16 protein-coding genes and 1 pseudogene are annotated in these 23,241 nt (G+C 65.2%); 10 read left to right on the forward strand and 7 right to left on the reverse strand.

What is annotated here, in order from left to right; all coding sequences use genetic code 11:
- Nucleotides 1-32 precede the first annotated feature (32 nt).
- Complete coding sequence (locus NC4_RS34105) at nt 33-1,835, forward strand: DNA/RNA helicase domain-containing protein (RefSeq protein WP_218021373.1); 1,803 nt, start codon at nt 33-35, stop codon at nt 1,833-1,835.
- A gap of 77 nt (nt 1,836-1,912) precedes the next feature.
- Nucleotides 1,913-2,185: a nucleotide pyrophosphohydrolase gene (locus NC4_RS34110; RefSeq protein ID WP_281186567.1), complete on the forward strand. Its 273-nt coding sequence runs from the start codon at nt 1,913-1,915 to the stop codon at nt 2,183-2,185.
- Between the two features lie 15 nt (nt 2,186-2,200).
- Here NC4_RS34110 and NC4_RS40730 read toward each other — a convergent pair whose 3' ends face one another.
- Together NC4_RS40730 and NC4_RS40735 are read right to left on the reverse strand one after the other, a co-directional pair.
- A complete protein-coding gene (locus tag NC4_RS40730; RefSeq protein ID WP_157555393.1) occupies nt 2,201-2,395 on the reverse strand; it encodes a hypothetical protein in 195 nt (64 codons plus the stop codon).
- A 44-nt stretch (nt 2,396-2,439) separates the two neighbouring features.
- The gene (locus tag NC4_RS40735; RefSeq protein ID WP_157555394.1) at nt 2,440-2,616 is read right to left on the reverse strand and encodes a hypothetical protein; all 177 of its coding nucleotides are present in this window, start codon (nt 2,614-2,616) and stop codon (nt 2,440-2,442) included.
- A gap of 497 nt (nt 2,617-3,113) precedes the next feature.
- Between NC4_RS40735 and NC4_RS44915 the strand changes: the two are divergent.
- Together NC4_RS44915 and NC4_RS34115 are read left to right on the forward strand one after the other, a co-directional pair.
- A pseudogene (locus NC4_RS44915) lies at nt 3,114-3,182 on the forward strand (hypothetical protein); the annotation flags it as partial.
- Between the two features lie 74 nt (nt 3,183-3,256).
- The gene (locus NC4_RS34115) at nt 3,257-8,077 is read left to right on the forward strand and encodes a PDDEXK-like endonuclease domain-containing protein (RefSeq protein WP_084530034.1); all 4,821 of its coding nucleotides are present in this window, start codon (nt 3,257-3,259) and stop codon (nt 8,075-8,077) included.
- Nucleotides 8,078-8,105: 28 nt separating this feature from the next.
- On the opposite strand, the gene NC4_RS34120 is transcribed toward NC4_RS34115, so the two are convergent.
- Nucleotides 8,106-10,442 (reverse strand): DEAD/DEAH box helicase, encoded by a 2,337-nt coding sequence (locus NC4_RS34120; RefSeq protein WP_169814923.1) that lies wholly within the window; start codon nt 10,440-10,442, stop codon nt 8,106-8,108.
- A gap of 164 nt (nt 10,443-10,606) precedes the next feature.
- Here NC4_RS34120 and NC4_RS34125 point away from each other — a divergent pair, with 164 nt between their 5' ends.
- Entirely contained in the window at nt 10,607-12,577 is a 1,971-nt protein-coding gene (locus NC4_RS34125) for a P-loop NTPase family protein (RefSeq protein ID WP_067547152.1), read from the forward strand.
- Between the two features lie 56 nt (nt 12,578-12,633).
- Here NC4_RS34125 and NC4_RS34130 read toward each other — a convergent pair whose 3' ends face one another.
- Nucleotides 12,634-15,087 carry a GmrSD restriction endonuclease domain-containing protein gene (locus NC4_RS34130; RefSeq protein ID WP_218021374.1) on the reverse strand — a complete coding sequence of 818 codons (2,454 nt, stop codon included), beginning with the start codon at nt 15,085-15,087 and terminating at the stop codon, nt 12,634-12,636.
- Here NC4_RS34130 and NC4_RS34135 point away from each other — a divergent pair.
- The 3 genes from NC4_RS34135 (at nt 15,080) to gcvT (ending at nt 17,985) form a co-directional block, all read left to right on the forward strand.
- The gene (locus tag NC4_RS34135; protein WP_067547158.1) at nt 15,080-15,628 is read left to right on the forward strand and encodes a hypothetical protein; all 549 of its coding nucleotides are present in this window, start codon (nt 15,080-15,082) and stop codon (nt 15,626-15,628) included. The genes NC4_RS34130 and NC4_RS34135 overlap by 8 nt on opposite strands.
- 2 nt (nt 15,629-15,630) lie before the next feature.
- Nucleotides 15,631-16,578 carry an exonuclease domain-containing protein gene (locus NC4_RS34140; RefSeq protein ID WP_084530036.1) on the forward strand — a complete coding sequence of 316 codons (948 nt, stop codon included), beginning with the start codon at nt 15,631-15,633 and terminating at the stop codon, nt 16,576-16,578.
- Nucleotides 16,579-16,884: 306 nt separating this feature from the next.
- Nucleotides 16,885-17,985, forward strand: a complete 1,101-nt coding sequence (gcvT, locus tag NC4_RS34150; RefSeq protein WP_067547164.1) for a glycine cleavage system aminomethyltransferase GcvT — start codon at nt 16,885-16,887, stop codon at nt 17,983-17,985.
- Between the two features lie 123 nt (nt 17,986-18,108).
- Here gcvT and NC4_RS34155 read toward each other — a convergent pair whose 3' ends face one another.
- Nucleotides 18,109-18,558, reverse strand: a complete 450-nt coding sequence (locus NC4_RS34155; protein WP_067547167.1) for a MarR family winged helix-turn-helix transcriptional regulator — start codon at nt 18,556-18,558, stop codon at nt 18,109-18,111.
- A gap of 29 nt (nt 18,559-18,587) precedes the next feature.
- Between NC4_RS34155 and NC4_RS34160 the strand changes: the two genes are divergently transcribed.
- Together NC4_RS34160 and NC4_RS34165 are read left to right on the forward strand one after the other, a co-directional pair.
- Nucleotides 18,588-19,112, forward strand: coding sequence for a cupin domain-containing protein (locus NC4_RS34160; RefSeq protein WP_067547170.1), 525 nt, complete (start codon nt 18,588-18,590; stop codon nt 19,110-19,112).
- Nucleotides 19,113-19,628: 516 nt separating this feature from the next.
- Complete coding sequence (locus NC4_RS34165) at nt 19,629-20,729, forward strand: branched-chain amino acid aminotransferase (RefSeq protein WP_067547173.1); 1,101 nt, start codon at nt 19,629-19,631, stop codon at nt 20,727-20,729.
- An 87-nt stretch (nt 20,730-20,816) separates the two neighbouring features.
- On the opposite strand, the gene NC4_RS34170 is transcribed toward NC4_RS34165, so the two are convergent.
- Together NC4_RS34170 and NC4_RS34175 are read right to left on the reverse strand one after the other, a co-directional pair.
- Nucleotides 20,817-21,530 carry an MBL fold metallo-hydrolase gene (locus NC4_RS34170; protein WP_067547439.1) on the reverse strand — a complete coding sequence of 238 codons (714 nt, stop codon included), beginning with the start codon at nt 21,528-21,530 and terminating at the stop codon, nt 20,817-20,819.
- A 164-nt stretch (nt 21,531-21,694) separates the two neighbouring features.
- Nucleotides 21,695-22,912, reverse strand: a complete 1,218-nt coding sequence (locus tag NC4_RS34175; protein ID WP_067547176.1) for a homoserine O-acetyltransferase/O-succinyltransferase family protein — start codon at nt 22,910-22,912, stop codon at nt 21,695-21,697.
- Nucleotides 22,913-23,241 lie beyond the last annotated feature (329 nt).

Here is a 23,241-nt window from a genome sequence, read left to right on the forward strand (position 1 = left end):
ACCCAAACAAGCGGCCCGAGGGTCAGGCGGGAATGAAGGCCTGGCGGAACAGCGTGTACCAGCTGGCTCTCGACCTGGATGCCGCGGGACTCGGGCAGGTCTCGATGTTCGTCGAGTATCGCATCGACAAACCGATGAACCCGATCGATGTTGTCCTGGCCGGCACGCACCCGGTGACCGGGATGTTCAGTTATGCGGTTATCGAGTTGAAACAGTGGCGTGAGGTAGATCGGCCGCGGGGCGGCCGGGCGGGCGATATCGATTTCGTCTACCACGGCCCGTATCGAGAGAACAAGCCGCACCCTGCTGTCCAGGCCTACAAGAACAGGATCGATCTGCAGACCCGTCACAGTCATTTCGATGATCGTTCGGTCAACTTGGTGGCCGCTGCTTACCTGCACAATCTTGTCGCTGAGAAGTATCAGTGGATCCACAATCGGGCGCCCCGACCGGGCGTCGAGACGTTCACGGGTCGCACGATGGTCGAACTGCGGGATTTCCTCGTTGCTAACTTTGCCCCCGATTCGGGCCGCGAGGCAGCGCAAGCCCTGCTAGATCGACAGCGGCCGGTTCGTACGTTCGACGAGCTGGTCGGCGAGATTATGCATGGCCGAGCGGGGTTCACCCTGGTGGAGCACCAGCGAACAGCGTTCGATTCTGTTGTCGCGGCCCTGCAGGAAGCTCGAGCCGGCTATCCGCTGACGAAGAAGGTCTTCGTCATCAGTGGGCGTTCGGGTACGGGGAAGTCATTGATCGCACTCGAGCTGCTGGCTGAGGCGCGCAAATTGGGCCAAAGCGCATTGTTTGTATCGGGTGGCACGGCGTCGCGGGATACATTCCGGCGCGCCGCTCCGCGAGGCATCAAATCTGCCTTTGTCACACTCGCGAAGCTGGCTGGTTGCGACGATGAAGCGATCGACTTGGTGGTATGCGACGAGGCGCATCGTCTCTACGAACGCCCCCGCGCGGGTCGGTTCGGAATGCTGCCCGGAGAGTCTTCGGTGGAGGTGGTTGTGAACCGAGCCAAGGTGCCGGTTTTATTCGTTGATGGCGACCAGCGCCTCTTCAAGCACGAGGTTTGGACTCCGGACGCTATCCGCCGAGCAGCGAAAGCTATGGGAGCCGAGGTTGTTCCGCTCCGGTTGGAACGAGTCGTGCGGGCGCTGGGCAGCCCCACCTACGACACGTGGGTGAGTCGGCTCCTCAGTGGTGCCCCGATTCCCTGGCACCCCGGCGGCGAGAGCGATGAGCCCTACGAGCTGTACTACGCGGATTCGCCCTCGCAGATGCAGGAGTTCCTCGAATCGAAGCGGGGTAGCGGGGTCAAGGTACGAATGGCTGCCGGGTTGTGCTGGCCGTGGAAGGACCGAAGCGGGACCGTGCCGGAGGTCAAGATCGCTTCCGAGGACGGGAGTGAAGACTGGGAGTGGCCGTGGAACGCGGGTGACGCCCGGACTGCTCCGGGCATCCCGGCGCGGGCCTACTGGGCGACGGATCCCGGGGGCTTCCGCCAACTTCGCTGTGTGCATACGGCACAGGGCCTGGAGTACCACTGGGGCGGAGTGATCATGGGACCCGACCTCACGTGGGATGGTGACCGGTGGGTGGAGCACCGCAAGGAAATCGACCATGGGGCAACCAATATCGCCGATAGCGACCAGCTGAATCGCGTGCTGCGGAACGCATACGGTGTGCTGATGACCCGTTCACTATGCGGGACAGTGCTCTATTCGACGTATCGGAACACGCGGAAGCTGTTCGAGGAGCTAGGCGTTCCGAGGTGTCCGGAGCCGAGTGCCGACCGGAAAACGGGAACTGATACACAGGGCGCATGACAGTCGAAGGATTGCAGGGTCAGTTGTCGGAGTTCGCCTGAGACCGGGACTGGGAGCGTTTCCACACGCCGAAAAACCTGGTTATGGCCCTGACCGGCGAGGTCGGCGAACTGTCCGAGATCTTCCAGTGGCTCACACCCGAGGAGAGCGCCACAATCTGCCGTGACGAGGTCGGCCGCGCGAAAGTGGAGGAGGAGATGGCCGATGTGTTCACCTACCTGCTGCGACTCGCCGACGTCCTGGGGGTCGACATTCTCGCGGCCGCCGCGGCCAAGGTGCGGGTGAACGAGGACCGCTACCCCGCTGACCGAGTCCGCGGCCATGCGGTGAAGTACTCCGAACTCGGCTGACTCGTCCCTCGTCGGTCATGAGCACCGCCGACCGGCCTCGACGACCCGTAGGTGGCGGTCCTCCCGTTCGATCCGGGCCTGTATTTCAGCCACGGTGTTGCCGTGCCGCGCATAGTGACCGGCATTCTGGATGGCGGTGGTCACCCAGCCGAGGATAATTCCAAATCCGGTGCCGAGCATCAGACTTGTGAGTTGTCCGATCATTGTCATGCCTTAACTGTCGAGAGTTGGTGTTCGAGCATGCGCCGCTGGGGCTACCAGATATTCCATGTCGTGCAGCCGCGCTTCAGGTACGGCACCAGATCGGCGAAGTAGCGCTTCGCCTCGCAATCGTCGGGGCAGTCCTTGTGCTTCGCCAAGGCATGTTGCGCCACTTCGAGATTCAGAATCGGATGATCCGGAACGCGATGGAAGAAGGAGTCGTCGCCCACGCCGTCAGCTCCCCATGTGCGGAGCATCGGCGGGTACGAGCTTTCCGGCGGCGACCAGTACCCTCTTGGTCCGTGCCTTCGCGGCGCAGATCGAGACAGGACAATGCCTGTGGGACTGCATGATTCGATGAGCTTGCGTTATCGTCAACGCTTGTTCGGGTGTTGCGTCGTGATTGGTCTGCGGAAGGCCGAGCATCTTCGGCCACCTCCTCGAGAGTTCTGTAATGGTCGGATGAGGGCAATCAAAAGCGTTATGTCAGTTCAGAATTCAGTTCGTATCTGGAATACCTCAAGTACACTCCTGATCAGGCATATTTGGAACTTCGAACACGCGTTTCGGTCGTGGTGAGGTCGGATTTTCTCCACGGGTATTTCCGCGACAGAGCTTTCCATAATCCAGTGCATCCGATAGTGAGGCTAACGAGATGGGGATGGGATCGACACTCGCAAGCAGGGCGCTTGGTCGGCAGTTGAAACGTTTGCGAGAAGCCAGGGGAATGAATCAATCCGCCGCGGGCCGGGTGATCGGGGTGTCGCCGCAGACCATTGGGCGGATGGAGGATGGGTTGCCTACCAAGGTTTCCGACCTCTACATCAACGCCCTCAGCAATGCATACGGGCGAACGGTCAGGAGCGGTCGATGCTGTTGGAGTTGGCGCTCGAAGTACGAACTACTCAGAGGTCTGGTGGAGGTTGGTGGCGCGGGTATGCCGACGAGCTGCGGCCGGGCGGTCCGACGGCACACCCCACCGCCGCGTACGCGCCCGCGGTAATTCTGCGCAAACGCGGTAATCGCGGGATGGTGACGGCGCTGCGCACCATTGCCGACACCATCCGTGGCACCGGTGAATTGCCCGGCGGTATCCGCAATCTGATCGATCCGGACCATGAACCGATTCCGATCGCACGCGACAGCGCGGGCGCGATCGTCGAGGACGGTGACGATCAGTTTCTGCCCTTACCGCTCAACGAGGTTCAGCTGCGAATCCTCGATCATGTCGACCGCCACGCGCATACCCTCGTCCAGGGCCCGCCCGGCACCGGCAAAACCCATACGGCCGCGGCGCTCATCACCCATCTGCTCGCGCAGGGCAAACGGGTGCTCATCACCGCGCACACCGACCGTGCACTGCACGAGGTCCGCAATAAGCTGCCCGAGGAGATCAAGGATCTGTGCGTCGCGGTCGTCGGCGACTCGCGGCGGGAACTCGAGGACCTGAAAGCATCGGTCAACCGGATCTCGCACGAAGCAGCCGAATTCGACCCGGCGCACAATCGGCGGATCATCGCGGCGGCCGAGCGCACCGTCGAGGAGCTGCGCCGTCAGCGCGCCGGACTGCAGGCGGAGTTGCTGCGCCTGCGTGAACACGATGTCGTCACGCACACCGTGGGCGGCCGGTCCGGAACTGTCGCCGAGATCGCGACCGGTTGGCGTGCAGGGCGATTCGAGCACGGCTGGATAGCCGATCTGGTGGCCCCCGCCCCCGACGAGCCGAGCCCGGTGCCCGGCGCGTTGATCGAGGAATGGCGGACGCTATTGCTCGACGAGACCCTCGATGACCCGGAAGTCGCTGCCCCCGACCTTGTTTCGGCATCTGATGTGCCCGATGCCGAGTCGTTCGCCCGGCTGTGCGGCGCGAAGCTCGCGGCCGCGCGGCATCGGGCGAGCTTCGCGCGTTACGACGGCGATCCCGCCGTCGCCCGCATTCCGGAGCTGCCGCCCGCCGACCGGAATCAGATCCAGGGGATGCTCGGCGACATCAGCGACCTTGCCCGCGATCTGCGCCGCCGATCAGAGTCGTGGGTCCCGGCCGCCCTCGGCGATGTGCACTCCGGGCACGCGCTGGAATGGCAGACCCGAGCTGCGGTTCTCGGTGATCTGCTCCAGCGCGCGGATGAGACGATCGATGCGCTCGGCTACGTGGATGTCCGGGTCTCCGTGGATGATTCAGGACCGTTGGTCTCGTTGGCCGAGAATCTCCTGGCACATATCGACATGCACGGTCCGATCAAGATTCAGGCCGACGGCAGTCCGAAGATCGGGATCATGAGCCCGCGCGTCGTCAAGGATGCCGGGCCGCTGTTCGAGCACGTTCGGGTCGACGGCCGTATCCCCACCGGCGCCGAGCAGCTCACTCAGCTCTTGAACGCGGATCGCGGCAACCGCATTCTGCATCAGCTCGACACCGCCTGGCCGGCAGAGCTTTTCGGCATCACGAGCGGGACCTTGCGGGAACGCCGGGATCGCCATCGGGTCGCCCAGGAACTCCTGCTGCAGATCCTCGACTACGCCACCCGGTTGGAGTACGGCACCACTCGGCTGCGGGAAGCCGGTCTACCCGTTCCCGATTGGGGCGATGTCATCGCGGTGCGGGCGGCGCTCGAAACCTTCGACGCCGTCACCGCCGAGGAAGCCCGGCAACGAGCTGCCGCGCCACTCGACGAACTCGCCGCCACACTCGACGTTCTCGGTCGCGACCCGCGCGCCACCGCCAACCTGCACCGGCTCGGCCAGGCAGTGCGAGAGCGCGATGACACCGCCTACGAGCACGCTCGGCAGCGGCTCGGCGAGTTGAACGCACTCCGGCACGCGCATGCGCGGCGCGTCGAGATCACCGCTCTCATGACTGCGGTGCCGCTCTTGCGCGACGCCATTGTCGAGCGTCCCGCCGACCCCGAATGGGCGTCACGGTTGCGGACATTCGAGCAAGCGTGGGTCTGGGCGGCAGTCGGCGGATGGCTGGGTGTGCACAATGTCGGCGGCGTCAACGAGCTGTGCCGGCGTCTCGACGCCGTCGAAGACCGATTGCGCGAGCAGGCCACGGTTCTCGCGGATCGGCGTGCTTGGGAACGCGCGGTCGGCCGGCTCACCAATCGCGCCCAGGCCGATCTGCGGCAGTACGCGCAGTTGGTCAAGAGTCTTGGCAAGGGCACCGGTCAGTACGCGGAGCGCAAACGCGCCGATATTCAGCGGGCGCTCGGCAACTGCCGATCCGCGGTGCCCGTCTGGATCATGCCGATCTACCGCGTCGTCGAACAGTTCGCGGTCACGGCCGACATGTTCGATGTCGTGGTGGTCGACGAAGCCTCGCAGGCGGGTGCCGAGGCCGTATTCCTGCAGTATCTCGCGCCGAGCATCGTGGTCATAGGCGACGACAAACAGGTCTCGCCCGCCGCGGTCGGCGTGGACGAATCCGAACTGGAGCGGCTGGCCGGGCAGTATCTCCACGACGACCGGTACCGGGACTCCTGGAAGAACCCCAAGCGCAGCCTCTTCGACGATGCCGTCATACGATATCCGGCGCGGCTCACCCTCGTCGAGCACCGGCGCTGCGTCCCGGAGATAATCGGATTCTCCAACAAGATCGCGTACGAGCCGGAGGGGGTGCGGCTCGTACCGGTACGCCGCTACGGCAGCGACCGGCTCCCGCCGATCCGGACGGTGCACGTCGCCGACGGCTACGAATCGTCGAGCAAGGTCAACCCGGTGGAGGCCGACCGTATTGTCGACCAGATCGAACAGTGTCTCGCCGACCCCCGATACGAGGGGAAGACCTTCGGGGTCATCTCGCTGCTCGGTACGGCTCAGGCGAAATACATTCGGCAACAGCTCATGATTCGGATCCCCCCGGAGGAGCTGGACGGTCGCCAACTGCATTGTGGTGATGCCGCCGACTTCCAGGGCGCCGAACGCGATGTGGTCTTCCTGTCCCTGGTGGCGGCTCCCGGTCCGGATCGCCGACTGTCCGCGCAGACAGCCGACGGCGTCGTCCAACGCTACAACGTCGCCGTGTCGCGTGCGCGCGACCAGTTGTGGCTGTTCCACTCGGTCACCGCCGACCAGCTCACCAACGCCGAGGACCTGCCTTTCCGGCTGCTCGACTACTGCCTCGGGGTCGAGCGGGCCACCGTCGAAGACGAAGCGTCCCCGTCGATCCTCGACGACCGGCTGGTCGAACCCTTCGAATCATTGTTCGAGCAGCAGATTTACAACAGAATTGTGGATCGCGTCTACCGAATCAGCCCACACCACACCGAAACCGGATACGACATCGACATGGTGGTCACCGGCAGCGGAGGACAGGTCGCGATCCAATGCGATGACGACCGATGGGACGGCCCGGACCACTACCGCAGTGACCTCGCTCGCCAGCGCGATCTGGAACGCTGCGGCTGGCCGATTCATCGCATTCGTGCGGCCGAGTTCATCGCCGATCCGGACCGGTGCCTGGCGGAACTCTGGGAACTGCTGGAGCACAACGAGATCTATACGCCTGCCGAGGAGGAGAACCGCCGGTTGGCGCAGCTGCTCGCGGGCGTCGAGGAGCCTGTTCCGGTGCAGTCGGACAGCCCCGAGTTGCTCCACCGAGTCGCACTGGTGCTGGTGGATGCGGATCAGGACGTGGCAGGCGTCGGCGAGACTCGTCTGAGCGCATGTGCCGAGTTCGGCGCGGACATTGCCCGGTCCACTGCGCCGGAACCGCAATCCGAACTGCTGGACGGTGAAACCGGCAGTGGGGGAGCAGAACTCGACGTCGCGGTCGCACGGGATGCGGCTGGATCGGGGACGCACACGCCGGTCGAAGACGCTGCGAACGAGCGCCTCGACACACCGCGCGCGGATGATTCGTCGCCGGAACCTCCACAGCGGGGAGAGCGGAGCAGCGGGTACCGCTCCGAACCGGTATCGACTACGGCCGCAGTGGCCGTCGATCCGGCGACGACGGACGCCGAGCCTCCCGTCCTGGTGATCGCGCCCATTACCGTGCGGTCCGCGACCGAACATCGCACGTCCGCGTCGAACGGTCACGGCGAAACCGCGGCGCACGATCATGGCTACCCGGGGCGGAACGGGCATTCCGAACCGGAAGTCGCATACGCCGAAGGCGGGGACGCCCATACCGCCGCTGCGGCAACGGCTCGCCCCGCGACAATGCGCACCCGCAGCATCGAGGCCTACTCGGCGTTCATCGGCTCGCTCGAAAGTCTGACGACCGCAGGGCACTCCGCCATCGTGGCGGACTTCGTTCGAATCGTGGCGGCCGAGGGACCGGTGACGGCGGCGCGACTGCGCGCCGCGTATGTCACCGCGGCGCGCACCCGAGAACGCGACAATGTGCGCAAGAAACTCGACATCGCGCTGCAAGCCGCCGTCGCCACCGGAAAGCTGCTCGTCAGCGATGATCTGGATGCGGGGGATCCGGCGCTGTTCACCTACCGCATGCCCGAACAGCCCGCCACGTCCTGGCGAGATCTGGGACCGCGCAAGATCGAGCAGATGCCGCCCCGGGAGCTGGCCGAGATCATGGCTCACCACGCCGAAACGCTCGGCTGGGACGATCGGGCGGCCTTGTTCCGGGCGGTGATCAGCGCCGTCGGTCAAACCCGGCTGACCGAGAACACCATCGCGATGCTCGCCCTGGTGCTGCCGCTCGCCAGGCAGATCGGCGTCGCCGTCTGAAGGAGCGCGGCGGTAATGGATCCGGTGGCTACAACAGATCCACCGGATCCACGCCGCGCAGGGTCGCGACGAACACGAGCAACTCCGTACGGTTCGAGCCGACCAGGCCCAAGCTGCGGGTCAGCTCGCCGAACTGGCCGATCGGATCGGGTGACTCCGTGGCGTAGTCGACGACGACGCGAAGCGCCGCTTGTTCCTCCAGATCATCGCGATTGCGGGACCGCGTCAGCGACAACAGCCGGGATGCTTCCCACTCCGGGTCCACCCAGGGGCGGGCTGTCCTGGCCTTCGCCCACAAGGCGGATGCGTCCGCGAGGCCGAGTTTCGCTCCGAGCTGGGCCAAATTCGCCGCGCCGCTCGCGACCGCGGGCGCGAGGGCTTGCGCAGCAGGTGCCGAACCGGCCACCGGTGGTGCATCGTTCTCGTTCGTGGCGGCAGTGACCTGTGCGGGAACGATGTCACTCAGAGGTGTATCCGGTTCCGGGACAACGGTTTCGCTCCCAGAGGGAGCGTACGGCTCGGCATGGTCGGCGGTCTCGTCGCTGGTCTGCTGCTGCGGGGGCGCATTGTCGTCCTCGGGCGAGGGGTGCCTGGACGGCGTTATCACGCGCGTGGGCATGCGCGCCATCATCTCCAGCGGCGTAGGTAAGGGCGCCCGGGAATCCGGCTGTGTCGCAACAGCTGTCGGATGGTTCGGCGATGTGGCTGTCGCGGGAGCCCCCGGGGGCGGTGTCAGCCACGAGCGCAGGAGCGGGCCCAGCTCTGCCGCATCGACTGTGCGCCGCTCGTCTGCGATGAACTCGAGATCCTCCAGGAACGCCTCGTGCGCGCCGAGCGCTGGATCCTCCGGGGTTCTGAAGACGTGCGCGATCACGAAGATCGCCGTCCGGCCATCGGACTTGGGGCGCACCACCCGGCCCATCCGCTGAATCATCTGCCGGCGAGTACGGCTGGCGGCCAGCACCACACCGACCTGGGCATCGGGGACGTCGATACCCTCGTCCAGCACCCGTGGGGCGGCGAGTGCGCGCAGAGCTCCGCTTCTGAACTCGTCGAGCACCCCGGCGCGTTCCCCGGACTTCAAGGTCGACCCGATGTAGCCGCAGGCCAGGCCGGACTCCAGCAGGGTCGCGCTCACCGCCTCGGCGGTGCCCGTCCGCTCGGTGAAGACAATCGACTGTGTAGCGGCGAGTTCGGTGATCGGAAGCGACCGCACCAACTCCAGTTTCCCGGCGCAGTCGGCCAGGACCTCGCGACGCTCGGCGAAGTACTTGAGAAAGCGCTGGGCATGACGTACGCCCTCGCCGCGGTCGTCCTTGGCGAGCAACTGGGTGTACTTCATGAACTCGCCGAATGGTTCTTCCGGCGCGCCATACCATTCCACCAGCAGATTTCTGGATTTCCGGGCCACCTCGTCGGCGCGGTCGTAGCGAGCTCGTTCGCGCGCGGTGAAGTGCACGCCGACCAGGGCGACCTTGACCGGGGCCAGGATGGCGTCGGATTGGGCACGGGCGTAGTCGCATCCGGGCACCAGTGTGCCGAAGTACGGCAGCAGGATCTCCTCCACCGAATTGTCGGAGCGCTCCAAGGTCGCGGTGAGTCCGAGCCGCCATTCGTAGTGGACCAGTAGCGCTTTGGCGAAGGTCCCGGCGCCGTAGCGGTGGACCTCGTCGGCCACCAGCAGTGCACCTGCGGGCGCGGGAATCGGAGTGCGTGAGGCGGTCTGCACGGTCGCGACCAGGACATCCCAGCGGTCGGGCGGCCGGGCGGGGCCATTGCCGCCGAGCCGGTCGATGCGGTGGGATGGCAACGCTCTGCGCAGACGCTCGAACCATTGGTTCTGCAGGTCGACGCCCGGCACCAGGACCACAGCGGAACGACCCTCGTCCAGAGCCATGGCAATGGCGCGAGCGCCGACGGTGGTCTTGCCGGAGCCGGTCACCGCCTCGACCAGGCCACGACGTCCATGATCCATCCAGGCGTACAGCGCCTCGGACTGCCAGGCGCGCAACGGCGGCCCGGCATAGCAGGTCTTCGGGGCCGTTGGCGCACCTGGCATCTGTTCGTCATGTCGGTCGTCGCCGGTGTTGTTCACCACCGTGCGCCAGGATTCGACCTGTGCTTCGGCCTCGACGCGCACGGCCCAGATCGGCGGCTGTTCGGGCCCGCAGATTTCGAACAGATCAGGCTCGCTCTGCAGTAGTCGCAGCACCACCATTGCCGTCGCATCCGGGACGCCGAGCCGCGGGCTGATCTGCTGGGCGGATTGAAACGGAGTTTCCGCCAGGATCACGGCAATACGCCGAGTCAATAGGGCCTTCGGTCCATTGCCGGCCGCGTGCCGCAGCTTGATTTGACGTACCACTGACAAACCTTTCCCCACCCGAGGACAGTCGGGAAAGCCTAACCTGTCCAGCATTTGACCGATTGGGCGACGGATTCACGGAGTTGCTCGACTCCTGGAGACGCTGCGACTATCCGAGAGGTCACCTTTGGCCGTAACCCATCGATCTGCCACAGAAGGTGAAAGTGACAGCTCAATCCGGCGTCGAATACATCGACTCCGAGTTCGCGGCCCTGCGCGACGAGATCCTCCCGCTCCCGGGCGCCGACGACGGTTATCAGCGTGTGCTGCTGCTCGGGACCACCGGTGCGGGCAAGACGACGGTCGTCCGCCAGCTGCTGGGAACGCATCCCCGGACGGAACGATTTCCGTCCACCTCCACGGCCAAAACCACCGTCGCGGATATGGAATTGATCGTCAGTGAGCAGCCGGCTTATCGGGCGGCGATCACCTTCGCGCCGCGCGCCGTTGTCGAAACCCATGTGCAAGAGAATGTGGTGGCTGCCGCGCTGGCGGTATTCGAGGGCAAGTCGGTGGACAAGATCGGGCGGTCTTTGCTCGATCACGTCAACCAGCGCTTCCGCTTCAGCTACGTGCTCGGCCGGATCGTCGACGCGGCGGCCGACGACATCGATGACGATGACGACGAACACGAGGACAGCGAACCGGATCCCGCCGAGTACGGCGATGTGGACGCCGAAAGCACCACCCATGTGCTCACCGGCACGGTTGTCGCGATCCGGGCATTGGTCAATCGGTATGCCACCGAGGTGTTTTCGCGTGCCGGGGACGCCGACCTCCAGCGATTCGTGGAGTTGAACGCTGACGCCGACCTGCGTGAGTATACGGAGTTCCATGACATCGTCGACCGGATGCTGGTCGAAATGGAAAAGCGTTTCGATGCGCTGGAGGTCGGTGATCTGCATTGCGATGCCGATGGCTGGCCGATCAGCTGGGCTTGGAGTAGCGACGACCGCCGTCACCTCCTCACCGTGGTATCGCGCTTCTCCAGCAATAATGCCAAGCTGTTCGGCCGATTGCTGACGCCGCTCGTGAACGCGGTTCGTGTCAGCGGTCCGTTCGTACCTGGATGGGCGACCGCGCGGCCGAAGCTGGTCCTGATCGACGGTGAGGGGCTCGGTCATACCGCCAAATCAGCGGCCACCTTGTCCACACATGTCGCACGGCGGCTCGATGAGGTGGACGCGGTACTGCTCGTGGACAATGCCGAGCAGCCCATGCAAGCCGCCGCCGTCGCCGCGCTGAAAAGCATCGCGATCTCCGGGCACGCCGCGAAACTGCACTTTCTCTTCACGCATTTCGACCAGGTCAAGGGCGACAACCTCGATACCTTCAGTGCCCGCGAGGAACACGTCCGCGAATCGGTCGCCAATGTGCTCGCGCTGTTCCGTGCCGAAGCCCAGGGCGGTGATCAGGCGTTGGAAGCCGCCGAACGAGTACTTCGGCAGCGATTGGATCGTGCGGCCTATTTCGTCGGTGGAATCGACAAACAGCTCAGCGACAAGAAGGCCGGTAAGCGATCCATTCATCAGCTCAACGCGCTGATGGAGTTGATCGCGCACCCCGAGCTGGCCGACGACACCGGCGAGGGCCGGCCGGTCTATCGCACCGTGCAGCTCGTGGACGGCATCACCGCGGCCACCTCGGACTTCCAGACGATGTGGAAGGCCGTGCTGTCGCTGGATTTTGAGGAAGGCGTGTCGCCCGCACACTGGAGTCAGGTCAAGGCGCTGACCCGCCGTTTCGCCTTCGCGATGGACGACCATTACGAGCATCTGCAGCCGGTGGCGGATCTGCGCGAAGGGCTCCAGCATCGGATCTACGGGTTGCTCCAGCAGCCGGCCCGCTGGGTGGGTGGCACGCCGAATCCGAGCGAACAGCAGGTCCTCATCGATCAGATCGCCAATGCCGTCGCCACGCCGCTGCTCGAACTGAGCACCCAACTGCTCACGAAGGATGCGCGCGAAGCATGGATTCGCGCGTACGCGATCTCCGGGAGTGGTTCGGTGACCAAGCGTGCGCGCATCATCGACGGCGAGGTCTTCGATACCTACGTTGCTTCCGGTCGGCTCCTCGCCGAGGTGACCGAGATCGTCACCGTGGGGGCGCGGCGGGCGGGGGTTGTCTTCGAATAGGTTGGCCGGCGAACACTCGGGGCTCGCACGGGTTCGCCGGAACCTTCGAAAATCGTTCAGCCACTTGCCTTTCGGAACAGCGCAGCCTTCTCGTCATCCATCCAGTAGTAGCATTTCCCATCGCCCAGATACTCCCAGGACCACATGTAGTGGCGCTGCACCTCGGCGCACAGAGTCCCCGGCCGGCTCAGCACGGCGGCGGTCGACTGACTGTTCGGCAGGTTCAACAGTTCGGCCAGTTCAGCGCCGGAGTACTGGCGACCCGGATTGTCGATCAGAATCGAGAACAGTCCCCGCGCTCGTTCGGTCAACAGATCCCACATCTCTTCTGCAAGAACTGCATCCGCCGATGTCCACGGTCGGCGACGCCCCTGCGCGGCATTCACTGGCGCGGTGGCCGGTGCTGGGCGCGACTTTCGTGCGGGCTTTGCATCCGGTGTCGACGGTGATTGCGATGACCCGGTTCCGCTCATCGCCTCGATGACCAGTGCCATCAGCGCCTTCTCGCGCTCGCCTATGAATCGCTGAAAATCATCGCGGCGCAAGGTCTCCGGGTCGATCAGATGGGACTCGACATGTGTGTGAAAACTGTGCTTGTCGACACCGCCGTTCTTGGCCAGAGTCGACAGATAGCTGGATGGCGCGGCGCCGCCGATCGAGCGGTTGGTGTAGGCCGAGAGCGGAGTTTTGTTGAGAATCGAATCGCCTACGGTGCGGTCGATACCCTGCCGGGCGCACCATGCCTTCGGGAAGACATGGTGTATGTCCACGGCCTCGTCGAAGTAGGTCGCGCCGTTGATCGAATTCCCACTGAGCCAATCCCGTGCGCCCGTCCGCAGCAGCAACGCGTAGATGCCCTTGTAGGCGGCGCTGTTGCGGCTGCGCAGGGCAAGCAGTCGGCCGACGGTGAACTGGGCGTCGACGACTGTGCGCGGTTCGGCATCGGTCACACACAATGCCCAGTCGACGACATCGGGAAGATCACGGGCGAAACGGGTTTCGGTCGTCGAGCCGTAGAGCTCGCCGAAGACTCCGGACCAGAACCAGCGTGCCACCTTCTGCCGGGCGGAGTGCGCGTTCCACTCCGAACCCAGCACGCTCAGGATCGCGGCCAGTGGAATCAACTGCGTACCGTACGGAACGAATCGGGTGTCGAAAATGTGCTGCTCGTGCAGGAATTTCGCGGCAGACAGCAGACCCTCCACAATCTGCTTGCTGTAGATCCGGTACTCGTCGAGTGGTAGCCGCAGAATGTCGGCGCGGCGGCAGCCCACGCGGGGGCCGCTGGTCGGATCGACCAGTCCGGCGGTCTCGCGGCGGCGGAATGTCGCAAGCAGGGTGACGGCTTGCAGGAAGTCCGTTTCCGAAACCTGTTCCAGAACCCGGTATTTGCCGTCACCCCAGGTCTCTCGGCAGCGCTCCCAATCCTTACGCAGATCGAATTCGTCGGCCGCGTAGGTGGCGGTGAGCAGTTCAAACACTGTCAGCGTGACACCGCCGGTATTGACCTTTTCGAAGACCTGGCACACCGCCTCTCGCGGTGTGGCCGCGGCCAGGTCCAGCACCGGGATCAAATACTGCTCGAAATGCTTGAGGATCTGGCGATTGAAGTTGCGCCACAGTTCGCGCGCTTCGGGGGAGTAGTTGTGCAACTCGCGGAAATGTTCCGCCCAGTCGTCGGCGTCGAACGCGCGGGTCATGGGGAACCACGCCGCTCTGCACTCCCCGTCGAGCGTGGAAAGGTCGAGGTCCACGGTGCGGCCGAAATTGGAGGTCACTCGTCGTTCGGTGGGGACGAAGCGGAACGCTTCTTCCCGGTCGGTGCTCTCGTCCAGGGCGGCCCGCATGTCCACGTAGAACCAGCCCTCGATGGGCTTCTTCTTCTCGTCGAGGGTGAGGATGGGCCGGTTCAGCATGAGGGCCTGATACATCGAGGTGAGTCGTTGCTGGCCGTCGAGCAGCAGCCGCTCCGCCGACACTGTGGCCGGCAGGTCGACGCCCTCGATCGGGCGCTGCTTGAACCGAGTCTCACCGCCGGCGCGCAGCATCATCAAGGTTCCGACCGGAAAGCCCAGCGAGATGGAACTCAGCAGGCCACGAATGTTCGGTTCCGGCCACACCCAGCCACGCTGGAACTCCGGCAGCTGAATTCGGCCGTCCCGGGCTTGGTTCAGCAGATCCAGCAGGAACGGCTTCTCGATTTCGAAGGACTCGACGCTCAACGATGTCACTTTCACGCGGAAACAACAGGGCAGCAAGAAGTCTCGCTGGGCGAGACTATCAATATCGGGGCGGTCGCGAGCTCGGAAAGCACGAGGGGTGGAGTGTCCGGATCCGGATCCTCGCAATGCACCGCTATCGGTTGAAGAAGACTGATTGGTCCAATTCTCTTCTTGTAGAAATTGTTTCGTTGGAGGACTCCGGTCGGACCCATGGATAAGTCTGTCGGTGTGATGCTCTACCGTGTCTGGTTGCACACCGTCTGCTATCGAACGGAGCTTGATGAGCACCCCCGCGGCGACTGTTCTCTCACTGGTGGTCGTGCTGAACAAGGTTGCCGGGCGCCTTGTTATCTGGCATGTGAATGTCGGGCAGGCTGTCGGGCTTTCGCGGGTGTCGGGGGCGTGGGTGTTGGAGGAGGACGAGGGGGAGGCGATAGCCACGCTGGTCGGAGGGAAGCGGATTGTTTGGTGTGGTGGGGAAGCGGCTGTGCCGGAGTGGGTCTCGACTGCGGGGGTTGTTGATGTCGATGCCTCCGTGATCGCTATGCGGGATGAGGTGGCTGTGATCGATGGGCTGTTCAGTACGCATCAGGGCACGGTTGCGAACAAGTTGATTCGGCCGCAGTGGCCTGAGTTCGTCCATCCCCGAGAGGTTCGGCAACCGCTCCATCACATCGACGAAAGAGTTCGGCCCGCATTGCTTCTGGCGCGTGGGATCGCGGACTTGGCTGATGCTTGGGCCGCCCTCGAATCGTTGCGACTGGCTCGGTCTTTCCTCCTCGATCACGGCGGTCGCGTCGCGCGTCCGGTGCCGCTGACGGTGCGGTGAGCATGGTGGGTCTCTCATTCGCCGCCATCGACGTCGAGACTGCCAACTCCTCCCGTGGGAGCATCTGCGCCGTCGGGGTCACGGTCGTGCGCGAGGGGGTGCGCCGGGAAACCCATTCCTGGCTGTGCCGTCCACCCGCGGCGCTGGACTTCTTCGCCCGCCGCAATATTCGCATTCATGGCATATCGCCCGTCGTTGTCGCAGACCAGCCGGTATTCGCTCACCGCTGGCCCGAAATCCGGCATGTGGTCGCCGATCTGCCATTGGTTGCCCACAACGCCGGTTTCGACAGTGGCGCTATTCGGGATGCCTGTACCCACAGCGGAATCGAAGTCCCCACTTGGGAATTCATCTGCAGCCTGTATATCGCGCGGCGACACTTGGACCTTGAGAGCTACCGCCTCCCGCACGTTGCCGACGCCCTGGGCGTCGAACTGCTCGCCCACCACAATGCGGCCGCCGATGCTGCCGCTGCTGCCGACATAGTTCTGGCGCTGGCTGCACGAGTCGGCGTGAGTTCGCTGTCCGAGCTCGAACGGTCCGGCGAGGAGCGGCCCTACCGTCCCCGCCGCACAACTCGGCGGACCCGCGGATCCTTCTTCCCCCGCGAGGAATTGATCGCACCCGAGGTCACCGGCAGCGACCCGAGCCACCCGCTGTACAACCAGATCGTTGTGTTCACAGGCGAACTCGCGTCGATGACCCGTCAGGAAGCCTGGAACGCTATTGCTTCGTGCGGTGCGACTCCTGCGAAGAACGTCACCAGACGCACCACCTGCCTGGTGATCGGTGATGGCTTCACCGGTCGCGACGCCACCGGCTTCACCACCACAAAGGCCCGCCGTGCCGCCGAACTCCAGATGCGAGGTCAGCAGATCGACATCCTCGATGAGGAGCGGTTGGCCGTGTACCTCGATCACTCCGTGACGGCCCCGCCGCTGTGCTCCTAGGTGAGGAGGCCGACTACGAAAAGCGTCACGAGGCCCCCGGCGAGCGAGATTGCGATGCCGGTGCCTGCCTCACGTACGAGGCTCTGCCCGAAATACCGATCTGGGATAGCTACGAACGCCGCCGGGACGCGGCGCTTTATCCCTGGGGACCGACTTCGGATGCCATGCTTCTCCCTGGGCAGCAGACCTTGGGCGGACTCTACCGGGGGATGATCTTCTTGCTTCGACGGTGGCCGGGGGTGCGGTCATGTGCCGGGCGAATCTCCCGCATCAACGCGCCGCGGCCGGACCGATAAGCTGCATCGGGTGACCGACGAGAAGCTGCTGCAGGGCCCTATTCATGCCGTCCATGTCGAGCTGGGCGCGACCTTCGCGCCGTTCGGAGGGTGGGAGATGCCTGTCTCCTATGCCGGAACTGTTGGTGAGCACACCGCCGTGCGGACGACGGTTGGCGTGTTCGATGTGAGCCACCTGGGTAAGGCCACCGTCAAGGGGGCCGGGGCGGCGGAGTTCGTGAACTCGGCGCTGACGAATGATCTGAATCGGACTAAGCCGGGGAAGGCGCAGTACACGTTGTGCTGTACGCCCGAGGGTGGGGTGATCGACGATTTGATTGCCTATTACGTGAGTGATGACGAGATCTTCCTGGTGCCGAATGCGGCGAATACCGCGACCGTGGTGGCGGAGTTGCAGAAGCGGGCGCCGGAGGGGATCACCGTCACCGATGAGCATCGGGGTTATGCGGTGTTCGCGGTGCAGGGGCCGAAGTCGGCGGAAGTGCTTGCGGGGCTGGGGTTGCCGACCGATATGGAGTACATGGCGTATTCGGATGCCGAGTGGGAGGGGCGGCCGGTTCGTGTGTGCCGGACCGGGTACACCGGTGAGCACGGGTATGAGCTGCTGCCGCGGTGGGATGATGCCGAGGCGGTGTTCCGGGCGCTGACAGCGCAGGTGGAGGCCGCGGGCGGGCAGGCTGCGGGGCTGGGTGCGCGGGATACGCTGCGGACCGAGATGGGGTATCCGTTGCACGGACATGAACTGTCCGTGGATATTTCGCCGTTGCAGGCGCGCTGTGGATGGGCGGTCGGCTGGAAGAAGCCGGAGTTCTGGGGCAAGGACGTACTCGTGGAGGAGAAGGCCGCGGGGCCGCGGCGGCTGCTGCTCGGGCTGAAGGCCAAGGATCGCGGCGTGCTGCGGCAGGGGCAGGCTGTGCTGCGGGGGGGCGAGCAGGTCGGTGAAACCACTTCCGGGACTTTCTCTCCCACGCTCAAGATCGGTATCGCGCTGGCGCTGATCGATACCGCTTCCGGGATCGCGCCCGGCGATGAGGTCGAGGTCGATGTGCGCGGTCGTCGCTTGCGTTGCGAGGTTGTGCGGCCGCCGTTCGTGGAGGCGCGCACCGCGTAGCCTGGATATCCGGGCCGAATTGGCTTGTCCGCTCCGTGTTTGAAAAGTCCGAGCGTGTATTGAACAGCTTTGAGCGGCGGTTACCGCTGATCGTCGAGCTGCTCGGTGCACGCTCGGACTCGTTCACGAGTTGTTCGAGATCCTCTGCGTGAGAACGGTTTGCGACCGGCTCAGTAGCTGTCGTAGCTCGTCCAGCCCGTCTGTGCCCAACTCCGTACGCAGTTCGTCTTCGATGGCTCGTATCCTCTCGCCCGCGAAAACCAATGCCGCACGGCCGGATTCGGTGGCGACCACCAGTCGGGCACGCCGGTCCTCCGGGTCCGCGTGGCGTTCGACGTAGCCGCACTTCTCCAGATGCGTCACCAGCTCGCCCATGGACTGCTGCGTCATTCCGGCGGACTCCGCCAGCGCCGTGACGCGCGACCCCTCGGGGTTCAGATGCCGGAACACCGCGTAGTGCGCCGGGCGCAGGCTTTCGTCGAGCTCCGCGCGCAGGTCGCGGTTCAGCTCTTGCTCGAACGAGTGGGTTACCTGCACCAACAGTTTCAGGAGGCTGGGGTCGGCTACTGACACAATAGGAAGGTTACCTTTATATCTTGGATATGGAAACCCTGACCTTCCGCAATGGCCATGAGGTGACGCTGGTCGACGAAGGAACCGATGAGAACGGCCCGTATCTGCGACTGCGGCACCGGTTGCCGAAACCGGGGCGGCAGGCCGGGCCGCATTGGCATCCTGTCCTGACCGAGCGCTGGACGGTGCGGCAGGGACGCCTCCGGTTCTGGATCGACGGGGCGGAAGTCATTGCCGAGGAAGGGGATTCGCACTTCGCGGCGGCACGCACCGTGCACCGGTTCACGAGTGAGGCGCCGGACACCGTCATCGATCACGAGATCCGCCCGCCGCTGCGCCACTGGGAGATGTTCCGGCTCTGGCAGGCCCTCGACGCCGCCGGTCGCACCACCCGCGGCGGAATTCCGCGCAACCCGCTCGCCCTCGCGCTGCTGTGGGATTACCAGGACGGCTACCTGGCAGGCATTCCCGCCGTCGTTCAGCGCATCGTGCTCGGCGGACTGGCGGCACTGGCTCGCCGCATCGGCTACGAAAAGCGCTGGCTACCGAGCTGACCGCCCCGCCGAGCTGACCGCCCCGCCGAGCTGGCTGCGCTGCCGAGCTGGCTGCGCTGCCGAGCTGGCTGCGCTGCCGAGCTGGCTGCGCTGCCGAGCTGGCTGCGCTGCCGAGCTGGCTGCGCCGCAGAACTGGCTGCGCCGCAGAACTGGCCGCGCTGCCGGACTGATCGATCCGCTGGACTTGCCGCGCCGTCGGACCGACCGAGTTGGCCGCGCCAGCGGACTCACGCCCGTCCGAGTTGGCCGCACGGCCGGTTCGGGTGCTCGGCCTCGCGACCCGACACCCGATTCAACTGTGAACCGGAGGTGCCCACCTCGGCGGGCATGTGCTGCGGTCCGGGTTCGACCGTTTCGCCGATCCGGCTGGTCGATGGACAGACTGTGACCTCGGGCCGTAGCCTCGGCCGGTTTCCTGGTCACTCGGGCCAGAAAAGCGCGCCGATGTGCGAATCGGCCTCGAAAGTTGGGTGGGCGGCAAGGGCGTGTCGAGCCGGGCGAATTAGACTCCCGAACATGACAGTTGCCGCCCAGTTCACGCGCACCCCGCATCCCGCACCCGTCCCCGTGGACCGGCGGCAGGAGATTCTCGCGGAGCCCGGGTTCGGGCGGTTCTTCACCGACCACATGGTGTCGATCGACTACGTCGACGGCGAGTGGATCAACCCCCGCGTCGAGCCGTACGGCCCGCTGTCCATGGACCCGGCGACCATGGTGTTCCACTACGGTCAGGCCATCTTCGAGGGTCTCAAGGCGTACCGCCAGGCCGATGGCAGCATCGCCACCTTCCGCGTCGACGCCAATGCGGCCCGCTTCCGCCGCTCGGCCAAGCGCATGGCCATGGTGGAGCTACCGGACGAGCTGTTCATCGAATCCGTTCGCCAGCTGCTCGAGGCGGACGCCGACTGGGTGCCCGCCGCCGGTGGCGAAGAGTCGCTGTACCTGCGCCCGTTCATGTTCTCCACCGAGTCCGGCCTGGGTGTGAAGCCCGCCAATGCCTACAAGTACCTGCTGCTCGGTTCCCCCGCGGGCGCGTACTTCTCCGGCGGCCTGAAGCCGGTGCGCGTGTGGCTGTCCACCGAATACGTCCGCGCCGCACCCGGCGGCACCGGCGAGGCCAAGGTCACGGGTAACTACGCCGCGTCTCTGCTCGCCCAGCAGCAGGCCGCCGAGAAGGGCTGTGACCAGGTCGTTTGGCTCGACGCCTGCGATCACCGCTACGTCGAGGAAATGGGCACCAACAACCTGTTCTTCGTCTTCGGCAGCGGCTCCGATGCTCGCCTGGTGACCCCGGAACTATCCGGCTCTCTCCTCCCCGGCATCACCCGCGATTCGCTCATCACCCTGGCCGCCGACGCCGGTTACCCCGTCGAAGAGCGCAAGATCTCCGTCGAGGAATGGCGCAAGGGCGTCGAATCCGGTGAAATCACCGAGGTTTTCGGCTGCGGCACCGCGGCCGTCGTCATCCCGGTCGCCTCCGTCCGCTCCGCCGACGGCGAATTCACCATCGGCGGCGGCGAACCCGGCGAGGTCACCATGGCCCTCCGCGAAACCCTCACCGGCATCCAGCGCGGCACCTTCGCCGACACCCACACCTGGATGCGCACCCTCGCCTGAGGCTTCGAAGCATCGAAAAGCGCCCGCCCCGAACGAATTCGGGGCGGGCGCTTTCGCATTGAGGGAGCGCCTTCGATCGGCGGAGGTTCAGCTCGGCATGAACATGCGCCATTGGTCGAGGGTTTGGGGGCGCATGACGTAGTTGTGGTCGCGGATGTGGGAGAGGGTGGCGCTGGGTTCTTCGGAGTACCAGTGGCCGGGGTAGACGACCGGGTCGCCTTTCAGGTCGGCGAGGTAGCGGAGGCTGCGGAACATGGCGTCGGAGTCGCCGCCGGGGAAGTCGGTGCGGCCGCAGCCGTCCACGAAGAGGGTGTCACCGGCGATGAGGCGGTTCTCGAAGAGGAAGCATTGGGAGCCGGGGGTGTGGCCGGGGGTGTGGAGGAGTTCGATTTCGAAGGCGCCCACGGGGACCTTGTCGCCGTGGGCGTGGCCGGTGAGTTCACCGGGAGCGATGCCGGTGACGTTGGCGACCCAGGGCAGTTCCTCGGCGTTGACGTGGACTGCGACGTCGGTCTTTTCGAGGAGTTCCTTCACACCGCGGAGGGTGAAGCCGAGCATGGTGCCGCCGACGTGGTCGGGGTGGTGGTGGGTGGCCAGGACGCCGGTGAGGCGCATATCGTCGGCCGCGGCGATATCGACCAGTTGGGCCGCCTCGTAAGCGGGATCGACCACGACGCATTCGCCGGTTTCACGATCGCCGATCAGATAGGCGAAGTTGCGCATCTGCGTGGCGATGGGATCGCCGACGGCCCAGTCGCGCCCGGAGAGCAACTGGCGAAAATACAAACGGTCCGAGGCCATGTGCCACAGCCTATTGCGCATCCCACCAGCACCCACACCCGGATCCGTCGCCACGCCGCGTCCGCGCACGCCTCGGACTGGACAAGTGATCACCGGGAACTGGTGGCGGCATCGCGCGAGAAGCCACCGCCACCAGTTCCCGGTCGTCGCTGTTTCAGATTGGATCAGGCGGCGAGGAGCTCGTCGGGGCTGATTCGCTGTTCGACGGCACGAAGCCAGTTGGTGAAGAACTGGCGGGAATGGGACGACCAGTCGTGAGCGGTATCGGCGTAGTCGGACGGGAGGGGGAAGTCCTCAAGCAGCACTGGATCGCGTTGGGCGCGAACGAGTTCGGCGTGGTGGAGAAGCCGGGCGTGGGTGAGTTCGGGGAAATAGTGGAGAGGGATGTCCGGGAACGGCCTTGCCGGGTCTGCGATCCAGCGGCGGAGGTCGCGGCGGTACTCGCGGGCCATGGTGTCGGCGAAGTATTCCGGGTGGCCCTGGAGGAAGACGTGGCGGAGGCCGTCGGGGGAGGTGGCCAGATGCCATTCGGCCTCAGCAGAGTCGAGCAGGATGGGGACGCCAGCGGCGCGCAGGTCCGCGGAGGACATGACGTTCCAGCGGGAGTGGGGGACGAGTACCGGCGTGGTGAGGTCTATCAGGAGGGGGTGTGCGGGGGCGGCGAGAAGGATGGCATCGACCTCCACATCCGCGCGGCTGCGGAGCTGAAAGTCGACCGCTCCCGTCTCTGCCAGGCCCGAGGGGCGCGGGTGGTCCGTCTCCGCATCCGCGCGGCCGAAGAGTTGCAGGCTCTTGGTTTCCGCCTCCGGTCGTCCGAGCAGTTGCAGGTCGTCCAGAAGTGAGTTGCTGGGCAGGGCGGTGCGCAGGGGTGGGTCGACGCCGATCGGTATGCCGGGGTGGCCGGATTCGGAAGCGACTGTGTGTGTGAAAGTGCCGTGGCAGCGGCGGGGGAGGCGGTGGCGTTCCAGGCCGTGCAGGAGATGCAGGGCGGCGTGGGCGGATTGGCAGGAGAACAGGATGGAGGTTGTGGCGGCGCATTCGTGGAGGAGGCGATCGATGATGGCGACACTCGGTTCCGTGGCGAGGCCGGTGCTCAGGGGTTCGCTGCCGCTGATGACGAGGGCGTCCATGGCGGCCAGTGCGGGCCAGCCGACGGTGTCGGGGGAGGCGGTCGGGGCGATGCCGAAGACCGTCGTCTCTACGCCGGACTGGAGTGTCGGTTGTGTCTCGGCGAAAACCGGTGCGGCCATGCCGAATTCGTGCTGGGCGGGAGGGTCGGTGCGGGCCTCGGAGCCCGCGACCGCCGCCAGGAATACCCGCCGCGTCATGCTGTCCGGCGACGTCGAAATCAGATCGACAATGCCGACTCGTACCACCATCATCAGGTCCTTCGAAACGAGCTGTCATACGTGTGCGGTCCGGGACCGCAGTGATCACCCTGGCGGCACGAGGTTCCGACCGTTGATCACGCGGTCAGTGTGAAGGATGAAAGAGTCGGCCAGGTTACGAAGTCGTCGCGCCGAACCGACGAGATTCGGCGCGAATAGTGCAGGTCACACGCCCAAGACCCGATCGAACGGGATGATCCGGGCATGCCCGGATTCCCGCGACGGCCGCACGGCTGCACGCCCGCGCGGCTGCCCGTCCGCCTGCCTGCCCGTGCGTACGGCTGCCTGCCTGCACGACTGCCCGTCCGCACGGATGCCCTCGC

Source organism: Nocardia crassostreae (assembly GCF_001613405.1).
GTDB lineage: Bacteria > Actinomycetota > Actinomycetes > Mycobacteriales > Mycobacteriaceae > Nocardia > Nocardia crassostreae.

Bases quoted from the DNA above. Each gene is read 5' to 3' on its own strand.
- NC4_RS34160 (WP_067547170.1), top strand. From the start codon at position 18,588: ATGGAAACCCTGACCTTCCGCAATGGCCATGAGGTGACGCTGGTCGAC.
- NC4_RS34165 (WP_067547173.1), top strand. From the start codon at position 19,629: ATGACAGTTGCCGCCCAGTTCACGCGCACCCCGCATCCCGCACCCGTC.
- NC4_RS34175 (WP_067547176.1), bottom strand. From the start codon at position 22,912: ATGATGGTGGTACGAGTCGGCATTGTCGATCTGATTTCGACGTCGCCG.
- NC4_RS34140 (WP_084530036.1), top strand. From the start codon at position 15,631: ATGGTGGGTCTCTCATTCGCCGCCATCGACGTCGAGACTGCCAACTCC.
- NC4_RS34170 (WP_067547439.1), bottom strand. From the start codon at position 21,530: ATGGCCTCGGACCGTTTGTATTTTCGCCAGTTGCTCTCCGGGCGCGAC.
- NC4_RS34105 (WP_218021373.1), top strand. From the start codon at position 33: ATGAAGGCCTGGCGGAACAGCGTGTACCAGCTGGCTCTCGACCTGGAT.
- NC4_RS34135 (WP_067547158.1), top strand. From the start codon at position 15,080: ATGAGCACCCCCGCGGCGACTGTTCTCTCACTGGTGGTCGTGCTGAAC.
- NC4_RS40730 (WP_157555393.1), bottom strand. From the start codon at position 2,395: ATGACAATGATCGGACAACTCACAAGTCTGATGCTCGGCACCGGATTT.
- NC4_RS34115 (WP_084530034.1), top strand. From the start codon at position 3,257: ATGCTGTTGGAGTTGGCGCTCGAAGTACGAACTACTCAGAGGTCTGGT.